9 protein-coding genes are annotated in these 9333 nt (G+C 73.0%); 4 read left to right on the forward strand and 5 right to left on the reverse strand.

Features of this window, described 5'->3' with window-relative positions:
- Positions 1–223: 223 nt before the first annotated feature.
- A complete protein-coding gene (gene hisC / locus PUR71_RS22995; protein ID WP_329928971.1) occupies positions 224–1300 on the reverse strand; it encodes a histidinol-phosphate transaminase in 1077 nt (358 codons plus the stop codon).
- A gap of 340 nt (positions 1301–1640) precedes the next feature.
- Here hisC and PUR71_RS23000 point away from each other — a divergent pair, with 340 nt between their 5' ends.
- From PUR71_RS23000 to PUR71_RS23010, 3 genes are all read left to right on the forward strand, one after another.
- On the forward strand, positions 1641–2798 hold the full coding sequence (locus tag PUR71_RS23000) for a LacI family DNA-binding transcriptional regulator (protein WP_329928972.1): 1158 nt from the start codon (positions 1641–1643) through the stop codon (positions 2796–2798).
- A 114-nt stretch (positions 2799–2912) separates the two neighbouring features.
- On the forward strand, positions 2913–4181 hold the full coding sequence (locus PUR71_RS23005; protein ID WP_329928973.1) for a metallophosphoesterase: 1269 nt from the start codon (positions 2913–2915) through the stop codon (positions 4179–4181).
- Positions 4182–4408: 227 nt separating this feature from the next.
- The gene (locus PUR71_RS23010; protein WP_329928974.1) at positions 4409–5230 is read left to right on the forward strand and encodes a hypothetical protein; all 822 of its coding nucleotides are present in this window, start codon (positions 4409–4411) and stop codon (positions 5228–5230) included.
- A gap of 56 nt (positions 5231–5286) precedes the next feature.
- Here PUR71_RS23010 and PUR71_RS23015 read toward each other — a convergent pair whose 3' ends face one another.
- The 3 genes from PUR71_RS23015 to PUR71_RS23025 form a co-directional block, all read right to left on the reverse strand.
- Positions 5287–5502 carry a hypothetical protein gene (locus tag PUR71_RS23015; RefSeq protein WP_329928982.1) on the reverse strand — a complete coding sequence of 72 codons (216 nt, stop codon included), beginning with the start codon at positions 5500–5502 and terminating at the stop codon, positions 5287–5289.
- Positions 5503–5753: 251 nt separating this feature from the next.
- Complete coding sequence (locus PUR71_RS23020; protein ID WP_329928975.1) at positions 5754–6527, reverse strand: DUF2637 domain-containing protein; 774 nt, start codon at positions 6525–6527, stop codon at positions 5754–5756.
- Positions 6528–6615: 88 nt separating this feature from the next.
- Positions 6616–6834 (reverse strand): hypothetical protein, encoded by a 219-nt coding sequence (locus tag PUR71_RS23025; protein WP_329928976.1) that lies wholly within the window; start codon positions 6832–6834, stop codon positions 6616–6618.
- 455 nt (positions 6835–7289) lie between these two features.
- Between PUR71_RS23025 and PUR71_RS23030 the strand changes: the two genes are divergently transcribed.
- On the forward strand, positions 7290–8570 hold the full coding sequence (locus tag PUR71_RS23030; RefSeq protein WP_329928977.1) for an IS21 family transposase: 1281 nt from the start codon (positions 7290–7292) through the stop codon (positions 8568–8570).
- 234 nt (positions 8571–8804) lie between these two features.
- On the opposite strand, the gene PUR71_RS23035 is transcribed toward PUR71_RS23030, so the two are convergent.
- Positions 8805–8960: a hypothetical protein gene (locus tag PUR71_RS23035; protein WP_329928979.1), complete on the reverse strand. Its 156-nt coding sequence runs from the start codon at positions 8958–8960 to the stop codon at positions 8805–8807.
- Positions 8961–9333: the final 373 nt, after the last annotated feature.

Raw genomic sequence — 9333 nt, forward strand, 5'->3', positions numbered from 1 at the left:
CTGACCGGCCGGATCCGGACATTCCGCTCGCACCGGCCTGTTCGCGCGGGCCGCTTGGCCGCCCCCTGGCCGGCCGTTGGCCGAACTCCCAGCCCGCTCCCAGCGATCCCCAGGCATCCGGCAGCGACCGGCGACACGGGTCGGCGCTCCCGCGGCACCCGGACCGTCCGGGAACGCCGCAGGGGCGCTCCGCGCTGCGGTGCACCCCTGCGACGGCCGGACGTCAGAGCGTCTTGCGGAACTCCTCGGCCACCGCCAGGAAGATCGTGTTGCCCTCGGGCTCGCCGATCGACACCCGCACGCCCTCGGGGAACGGCCGGACGATCACGCCGGCCGCGGCGGCCGCGGCGGCGAAGTCCGCCGAGCGCGCGCCGAGCGGCAGCCACACGAAGTTGGCCTGCGAGTCCGGGATGTCCCAGCCCTGGGCGCGCAGCCCGGCCACGACGCGGGCGCGCTCCGCCACGAGGGCGTCCACGCGCACCTTGAGCGCGTCCTCGGCGTGCAGCGAGGCGACGGCGGCGTCCTGCGCGAGCTGGTTCACGCCGAACGGGACGGCGGTCTTGCGCAGCGCGGTCGCCACCGGCTCGTGGGCGATCGCGAATCCGACGCGCAGACCCGCGAGGCCGTACGCCTTGGAGAAGGTGCGCAGGACGCAGACGTTCGGGCGGTCCCGGTAGAGGTCGATGCCGTTGGGCACCTCGGGGTCGCGGATGAACTCGATGTAGGCCTCGTCGACGACGACCAGCACGTCCGCGGGCACCGCGTCGATGAAGCGCTCCAGCTCGGCGCGGTGGATCACGTTGCCGGTCGGGTTGTTCGGGTTGCACACGAAGACCAGCCGGGTGTTCGGCGTGATCGCGGCGAGCATCGCGTCCAGGTCGTGGTCGCCGCCGGCGGTGATCGGGACCGGGACGGGGGTGGCGCCGGCGACCTGGGTGATGATCGGGTACGCCTCGAAGGAGCGCCAGGCGAAGATCACCTCGTCGCCGGGGCCCGCCGTGGCGAGGATCAGCGACTGGGCGACGCCGACCGAACCGGTGCCGGTGGCGATGTGCTCGGCCGGCACGCCGAAGCGCTTGGCCAGCTCCTCGGTGAGCTCGTTGACCGCCATGTCCGGGTAGCGGTTGAACGAACCGGCCGCCGCGACCGCCGCGTCCAGGACGCCGGGCAGCGGCCCGTACGGGTTCTCGTTGGAGGACAGCTTGTAGGCGTCGGCGCCGGCCGGCTTGCCGGGCTTGTAGGTGGGGATGCCGTCCAGGGTCGGCCGCAGCCGCGGGCCCTGCGCTGACGTGTCGCTCACGGTCCTGCTCCTTCTCGATGCTCCGCGTCTGGTGGACGCGCGATGTCCGGGTGTGCGTCCTCCGGTGCGGGTCTTCCGGTGCACACGCCCGGACCACCCCGGTCGGGTGCCTTGCACCATACCGACCGCCCTCACCCGTAGGAGTGAGTTGGCCGGTCGGCCCACCGGTGCAGATCAGCCATTCTGCCGGGTTCCTTTGGCACATGTCAGAGGTAAGAGGCCAGGTTTTGGGCCGGTATCGAAGGGGCGCACCCCGGCTCACTCGCGGAGAAACGTATCTCCAAAGGCTCCCGATGCGCCGGTCACAGGACCTTGTCAGGAGCCATACGATCGGTCCGCCATGACAGCAGCAGCCAACCAGAGCGGTCGGCGACCCACCACCTCACGGCGTCTGGAGCGGGCCGGCATCCGGGATGTGGCAGCAGCCGCCGGAGTGTCGATCACCACCGTCTCCGACGCGCTGAACGGAAAGGGCCGCCTGCCCGACGAGACCCGCAGCCGGGTGCGCGAGGTCGCCGAGCGCCTCGGCTACCGCCCCTCCGCGGCCGCCCGCACCCTGCGCACCGGACGGTCCGGCCTGATCGGGCTGACCGTCACGACCTACGGCGAGGAGCCGTTCACCTTCACCGAGTTCGCGTACTTCGCCGAGATGGCCCGCGCCGCGACCAGCGCCGCCCTCGGCCGCGGCTACGCCCTGGTGGTGCTGCCCGCCTCCTCGCGGCACGACGTCTGGGGCAACATCGCCCTGGACGGCACCGTGGTGATCGACCCGCCCGACCAGGACCCGCTGGTCAGCGAGCTCTACCGGTCCGGCGTGCCGGTGGTCAGTGACGGCAAGCCGGGCAACTGCCCGGTCACCGCCTGGGTCGACAACGACCACGAGGCCGCCGTGCTCGGCATCCTCGACCACCTCTCCGAAGCCGGTGCCCGCCGGATCGGCCTGCTCACCGGGACCAGCACCGACACCTACACCCGGCTCTCCACCGAGGCCTACCTCGGCTGGTGCGCCAAGGTCGGCCAGGAGCCGGTCTACGAGGCCTACCCCGCGCACGACCCGGCCGCCGGCGCCGTCGCCGCCGACCGGCTGCTCGCCCGCCCCGACCGCCCCGACGCCGTCTACGGCCTGTTCGACCCCAACGGCACCGACCTGCTCGCCGCCGCCCGCCGCTACGGGCTGCGGGTGCCCGACGACCTCCTGCTGGTCTGCTGCAGCGAGAGCGACGTCTACGCCGCCACCGAGCCCCCGATCACGACCCTCTCACTGAAGCCCCGCCGGATCGGCACGACCGTCGTCAACCTCCTCATCGACGCCATCGAGGGCGTCGACTCCGGGACGGGCGTCGACATCGCCCGGCTCTTCCCGCCCCGCTTCCGCACCGCCGGAACCGGTCCGCCGCCGGGCACGCTGATGCCCACCGAGCTGATCGTCCGGGCCTCCTCACAGCGCCGCAGTCCGCGCACCACCGTCAGTCCTCCCCGGGCGCCGGGCGAGGTCTAGACCATACCGAGCCGGGACAAAACGGACCTTGCGGGACGGCCCGGCTGACGCTCCGGAGGATTGGATACCCACCAGGTGACGACGCCGGGAGAGTGGTCTTCCTATGATGGGCGAATGACACCCGAGGACCGCTTCCCCGGGCCTGAACAACCCTCCTCAGGCCCCCGCCATCAGCCGGACCTCGACGTGCTGCCGTACGGCACCTACTACGAGCCGGAAACCACCGGCTACGCCGGGACGCCGTACGAAGCGGAGACCTACAGCGGCTACGGCGGCGCACGCTACCTCGAACAGCACTGGCCCTCCGACAGCCAGGCGCACGGACACACGATGCACGCCCCCGGGCAGGCGCCGGCGTTCAGCCACCAGGACCACCCCGGCTACGAGCCGACCCTGCCCGACCAGCCCTCCCCGGCCCTCCAGCTGCCCGAGGCCCTGCCCGACCAGCACCACCCGGACCAGCACCACCCGGACCAGGCGCCCGGCCGCGACGACCCGCCGACCATCGAGCTCGGCCCGCCGCTGCCCGAGCCCGCGCCCAGCTACCCGTACCCGGCCCCCGGCCCCGGCGAGCCGCCCGGCCCGCTCTACGTCGTCGGCGACGTCCACGGCTACCTCGAAGAACTCCTCGCCGAACTCCGCCAGCAGGGCATCATCGACGCCGACGGCCACTGGTGCGCCGGCCGCTCCCGGATCTGGTTCCTCGGCGACTTCACCGACCGCGGCCCCGACGGCATCGGCGTCATCGACCTCGTCATGCAGCTCGCCGCCGAGGCCGCCGCCGCCGGCGGCTACTGCCGGGCCCTGATGGGCAATCACGAACTGCTCTTCCTCGGCGCCGCCCGGTACGGGGACGAACCCGTCCAGTCCACCGCCGGCACCGCCTCCTTCCTCGCGGCCTGGCGGCTCAACGGCGGCCAGCAGCACGACCTCGACCGGCTCCAGGCGCACCACATCAGCTGGCTCTCCCGGCTGCCCGCCATGGCCATCGAGGACGGCCACCTGCTGCTGCACTCCGACACCACCGCCTACCTGGAGTACGGAGAGTCCATCCCCGACGTCAACGACGCGGTGCACAGCGTGCTCGCCGACGAGGGCGTGGACGAGTGGTGGGACTGCTTCCGCCGCTTCACCAAGCGCTTCGCCTTCCGCGGCGACGCCGGCCCGACGGCCGTCCACGAACTCCTCGACACCTACGGCGGCACCCGGATCGTGCACGGCCACAGCCCGATCCCGTACCTCACCGGCGCGGCGCACGCCGACGACGGCACCCCGCCGCACATCCCCGGGCCGTACGTGTACGCCGACGACCTCGCGGTCGCCATGGACGGCGGCGTCACCATGGAAGGGCGCCTGCTCATCGCCCGACTGCCCGTCAACTGACGCCACCCGTCGCACGGGTGTTCCCGGCGCCCGGGCCGTCGCACGCGCGCGGCCCGGGGCGCGAAAATCCGGAAACGGACTGTCAGCGCGGGCGCACCCGCCCCTACCATGAGGCACACCACGAGCGGCCGCCCGTCCGGCGGCCCGCCTCCGCGCCCGATTCGGCGCCCCTGCGGGTCCAGCCCGCGAGGCGGCGCGAACCGGGGTCCGGCATGAACGGGGTCCCCATGACCAACCCCCCGCCGCTGCTCGCCGAGGACCGCCCGGAGTACGAGCGCCTCCTCGCCGAAGCCCTCCGCGACGGCACCGTCCTCACCGCCCTGCGCGCGCCCGGCGCGCTCACCGCCGACCAGCTGCGCGTCCGCGCCCTGCGCGACGCCGACGCCATCGCCGCGGCGGCCCTCACCGAGTACGAGCACTACACCCGGCTGCGCGAGAGCCTGCGCAGCACGCGCCCGCCGGCCGAGGGCGCCGAGCCGACCGCCCCCGGCCTGCTCGCCCAGCTGCGCTCCACCGACGGCGGGGCCGGGCTCTTCCCCGTCCTCACCGTGCTCACCCCGATCCTGGCCTGGGCCGCGGCGCTGGTCCTGCTGCTCCTCGGGTACGCGCTGCGCGCCGCCGACCCCGGGCTCGTCCTCGCCCGCTCCCTGCTCACCGCCGGCTGGATCGCGCTCGCGGCCGGGATCGTCGCGATGACCATCGGCCTCGTCGGACTCGTCCTCACCGCGTTACGCGACGGCTCCGGCGCCCCCGCGGGCACCGACCCCGACCTCGCGGCCGAGCTCGCCGACGCCCGCCGCGAATGGCGCACCGCCCTGCGCGACCGCGGTCTCCTCCCCTACCTGCGCGCCGGCCTCCCGGCCGTCCCCGCCCAGCGCCCGGACTTCACCAGCCCCGGCTACAGCCCGCCCGGCTACACCAGCCCCGGCCCCGACGGCCCGGCCGACCCCGAGGGCCGCACCTCCCGCCCCGCCGCCTTCGCCCCGCCCGACTTCACCACCCCCGGCTACACCCCGCCGGGCTTCACCGGCCCCGACGAGGTCGGCTGACGCACCGCTGCCCCGGGCGACGGCCCGGGGCAGCGCGCAGGACCTCGGAGCGGCCGCTACGGCAGGTAACGTTCGAGCGCCGCCGCGCCCTTCTCCGCGATCTGCCGCCTGGCCCACTCGACCCGCTCGGGCGTGACGTCGTGCCCGGACGCCATCACGAGGTCCTCGGGGTCGAAGGGCCGCTCACCGCCGGTGAACAGCTGTCGGGGGGACGCCTTGGCGCCCCCGTTCATCTCGTCGCTCGGATCGGTCCCCTTGATCGGGCTGCCCATAGCTGCCTCCTTGGTCGGCCTTCCCCCCAGGGTGCCCCCGTTTTCCCCCGGACGCACCACGGCGGGCGCGGCCGTACGTCCGGCGCCGGGGCCGCCCGGCCCGGCTCCGGGCGGCCCGGACGACGGCGGAGGGGTTCGATGGTGTCTCTCCACGGTCGGCGCCGGGTCGGGGACCGGCACGTGAACGGGCATCGGCACCGGATGGCACCGGCCCCGGACGGCGCCGACCAGGCGTGCTCCGCGGCCGCGGTTCACCGGCGTGCCCTGCGCCCGGCCTGGCGGTCGAGGGGCTCACGCGCGCCCCGGGCGGCGTTCAGCTGGCGCACCAGTTGGTGGAGCGAGATGACGCCGGTGAGCGGAGGGAGGCCGGCGACGACGACGGCGGACAGCGTCCACGAGACGTCGGCGACGCACAGTCCGGCCGCGAGGCTGGAGAACAGCACGACCACGGCCCAGGAGTGGAACGGCTGGCGTCCGTGCTGGACGGCGCGCAGGACCGACAGGCAACCCGCGAGCCACGGTCCGTAGACGACCACGGGCCACAACTGCGACAGTCCGCGCGGCACGCGGGAGAACGCCAGCTCCTGCAAGGGGCCGTAGGAGAACACCCAGCCCAGCACGCAGGCCGCGATGACCGTCACCGCCGTCAGCACACCGAACACGGAGCTGATCAGCTGGGGCCACGCCGGGCGGGGAAAGGCGGACCGCCGACGGTGCCGGGACACCGGGGGGCCGACCGGATGCCCGGACCGGACCGGGCTGGCCGCATCGACCGGCGCGCGCGGAGGCGGCACGAACGCCGTCTTGTCCTCCCACGCGCCGGCCGCCGCGCCGACGGGGCCGAACGCCGGCCCGTCGCCGTACACGACGCCGAGGTCGTAGACGAACCCGTCGTCGTACCAGCTGCCCGCCGGGCTGGTCGCCTCGTGGACATGGTCATGGGGGGTGGCCCACAGCTCGCCGTTCGGCTCGACGTGGCCAAAGTCGGCGTACCCGCCGAGAAGATCGGTCACACGGTCGTACACGGCACGCTCCCCACGCGGTCGCCCGGCTCCGGCATGGTCCGGGCACCAGTGCGCACCCGCCCCGCGGCCCCGGGCACGGCCGGCGGCGTCATGACTCGTCCGAGAAGAGCAGGGAGCCGATCCGCGCGGTGAAGTCGCTCTCCAACCGGCCGATCTTCCGCACGAAGTCGGCCAATGGCCGCGAGGTGTACGACAGGACGACGCGTTCGCCGTTGCGGGACAGGTAGCCGGTGGACACGTCGCCCGCCACGTTGCGGCGGTCGGGGACGAAGAGCCACATCCCGAGCGAGGCGACCGGCTCCCGCACGGGGAACGACGAGGGGCGAGGCAGACATGGTGAAGTCACGGGTTCATCAACGAGAAGCGGCGCGGCCCGGTTTTACGACATCCGGGCGTCCTTCGATATTCGATATCGAAGACGCTCCGCAAAATTACCCGGCAGACGGGGCCGGGGGTGAATCTTATTCCATCGGACACGGGATGCACCCAATGACACGGAGGCCAGGGGTAATTCTATACTCACCGTCAATACCGCTCACCAAAAATCCCCAGTAAAACAATCGCAAGAGAAACGTTTCTCCCACTTTCAAAGTGCTATGTTTCCCACTTGCCCTCGGCATATTCACCGCCTGGCGCCAGTCCGTTTCAACCCTGGGAGGCTTCTTGCTCAGCTGGAGGGAATATCTGGAAGTGGTCCGGCTTCATCGCCAGGGGTGGTCGATAATCAGGATCTCCCGACATCTGGGACGTGATCGGAAAACGGTGCGGTCCTACCTTCGCGGCGAGCGGATCCCGGGCATCAGAATTTCTTCCCAGGACAGCTTCCTGCAGTTCCTGCCGTACTGCCGCCAGCGACTTGCCGAGGACCCGCACCTGGCCGCGACGGTCCTATTCGACGAGGCCGTCGACCTCGGTTATGCGGGCGGCTATTCGACCTTCACCAGGGCCCTGCGGCGCCACCAGGCCCGGCCGCGTTGCGAGCAGTGCCAGGGCCCGGCCACGGCCGTGGGCAGCCGATTCTCCTACGGGCACAAGGAAGTGGCCGTCGAATTCGACTGGCTGCGGCTTCCCGAGCCGCCGGCCAGTTGGGGCTACGGGAACCGGGCGGGCCTGCTCCTGGGTTCGCTCACCGGCCCCGGCACGGGCGGCAGCGGGAGCGGCATCGGCCGCTGGTCGGTGGCGTTGGCCGAGGACCAGGAACTGCCCCACCTCGTGGAAGCCGTCGACCTCTTGCTCAGACAGCTCGGCGGCACCGCCGGCTGCTGGCGGTTCGGCCGGACGCCGACCGTGTGGTGTCCACGGACCGACCGGGTCACCTCTGCGTTCGGGCAGGTGGCCAGGCACTACGGCGTGCGCGTCGAGTGTCGTCTGCCGTCCGACCACCGTTCGCACACCCGCCGGACCCTGGACGAGACCCTGCGCTCGTGGTGGCGCACGGTGACGAACGACACCACGCTCCAGGACGCCTGGAACAGCCTGGGCCCGTTCGCCGCGCGAGCGGACGCCCGACGGGGGAGCGCCCATGAGGCGCACCTCGCGCCCGACGACCCGCACACGGGCATCGCTCCCCTGCGCGAACTGCCCGCCGAGTCCTATCCGGTCCGCGTTCGCGCCTGCCGGATCGTCACCGCCGAGGGCCTGGTGCCCTTCCGCGGCAACTTCTACGTCCTGCCGGACCACCTGGCCGGCGCCCCGGTCGAGGTCCGCCGACGCCTCGACCAGCCCCACCTGTCCATCGCGACACCCGCCGGAGCCGTCATCGCGCGCTTCCCGATCGCCCCGGTGGGGGCCGGGCTGACGGTCGTCGAGCACAGCAGCGCCATCGCCGTACTGGAGCGGCAGCCGGCGTCGGCGGCTGCTGACGCTCCGTTCTGCCGGCGAAGCACACCGCGCCCGCCCTCCCCGCAGGCCCTGGCCGAAGCGGCCGCGCTCCGCGTCCGGCTCGACGCCCCGCCCGCCCGCTGCCCCGGCGAGGACCGGAACACCACGACGCCGCGGGTGCCCCCCCAGCGCGGGCGGCCGGTCGACGACGCCGGGAGCTGAGCGCCGCCGCCGCGCACGTGCGGGGGAACGCCGGCGAAAAGTCGTGCACGAGTGAACGCGGGATTTCGGGAGGCCGGGAACAGCGAAGCGCCGCCCCGAAGTGATCGGGGCGGCGCTCAGGCGTCCTGGGTCAGTCCGCCATCGGCCGGTAGACCTCGCCACCCTGGGCCTTGTACGCATCGGACATGGCCTTCATGACCTGCTCCGGACGCTCGCCGCCCATCACGGTGAGGGCTAGTGCCGACGGCGAGCGGCGACTCGTCCGCTGCGCCTCGCGAGGATGAGGATCGAGCCTCCCAGCACGACGGCGGCCGCCGAGCCGACCGCCATGACGATCGACTTGCCGGAGCCGGTGGCAGCGAGTGCTTGCCCCGACTCGTGCGGACGCACGGCCGGCACACCCTGTTCGTGACCGCCATTGCCGTTGCCGTGATCACCTGGCCCATGGCCGCCGTGACCCTGACCGCCGTGACCGCTCGGAGACTGGGGGGGTCCGGCCGGACCAGCAGGGCCGGCAGGACCAGCAGGGCCTGCCGGGCCGGCCGGGCCGGGCGAGCCGTTGGCACCCGGCGATCCATTGGCGCCGGGCGAACCGTTAGCACCGGGCGATCCATTGGCGCCGGGCGAACCGTTAGCACCGGGCGAACCATTGGCACCCGGCGAACCGTTAGCACCGGGCGAACCATTGGCACCCGGCGAACCGTTAGCACCGGGCGAACCATTGGCACCCGGCGAACCGTTAGCACCGGGCGAACCATTGGCA

It is taken from the genome of Streptomyces sp. SP17BM10 (assembly GCF_036322405.1).
GTDB lineage: Bacteria > Actinomycetota > Actinomycetes > Streptomycetales > Streptomycetaceae > Kitasatospora.

Excerpts from the sequence above, each read along its gene's own strand:
- PUR71_RS23000 (WP_329928972.1), top strand. The coding sequence starts at position 1,641 with ATGACAGCAGCAGCCAACCAGAGCGGTCGGCGACCCACCACCTCACGG.
- PUR71_RS23005 (WP_329928973.1), top strand. The coding sequence starts at position 2,913 with ATGACACCCGAGGACCGCTTCCCCGGGCCTGAACAACCCTCCTCAGGC.
- PUR71_RS23015 (WP_329928982.1), bottom strand. The coding sequence starts at position 5,502 with ATGGGCAGCCCGATCAAGGGGACCGATCCGAGCGACGAGATGAACGGG.
- PUR71_RS23010 (WP_329928974.1), top strand. The coding sequence starts at position 4,409 with ATGACCAACCCCCCGCCGCTGCTCGCCGAGGACCGCCCGGAGTACGAG.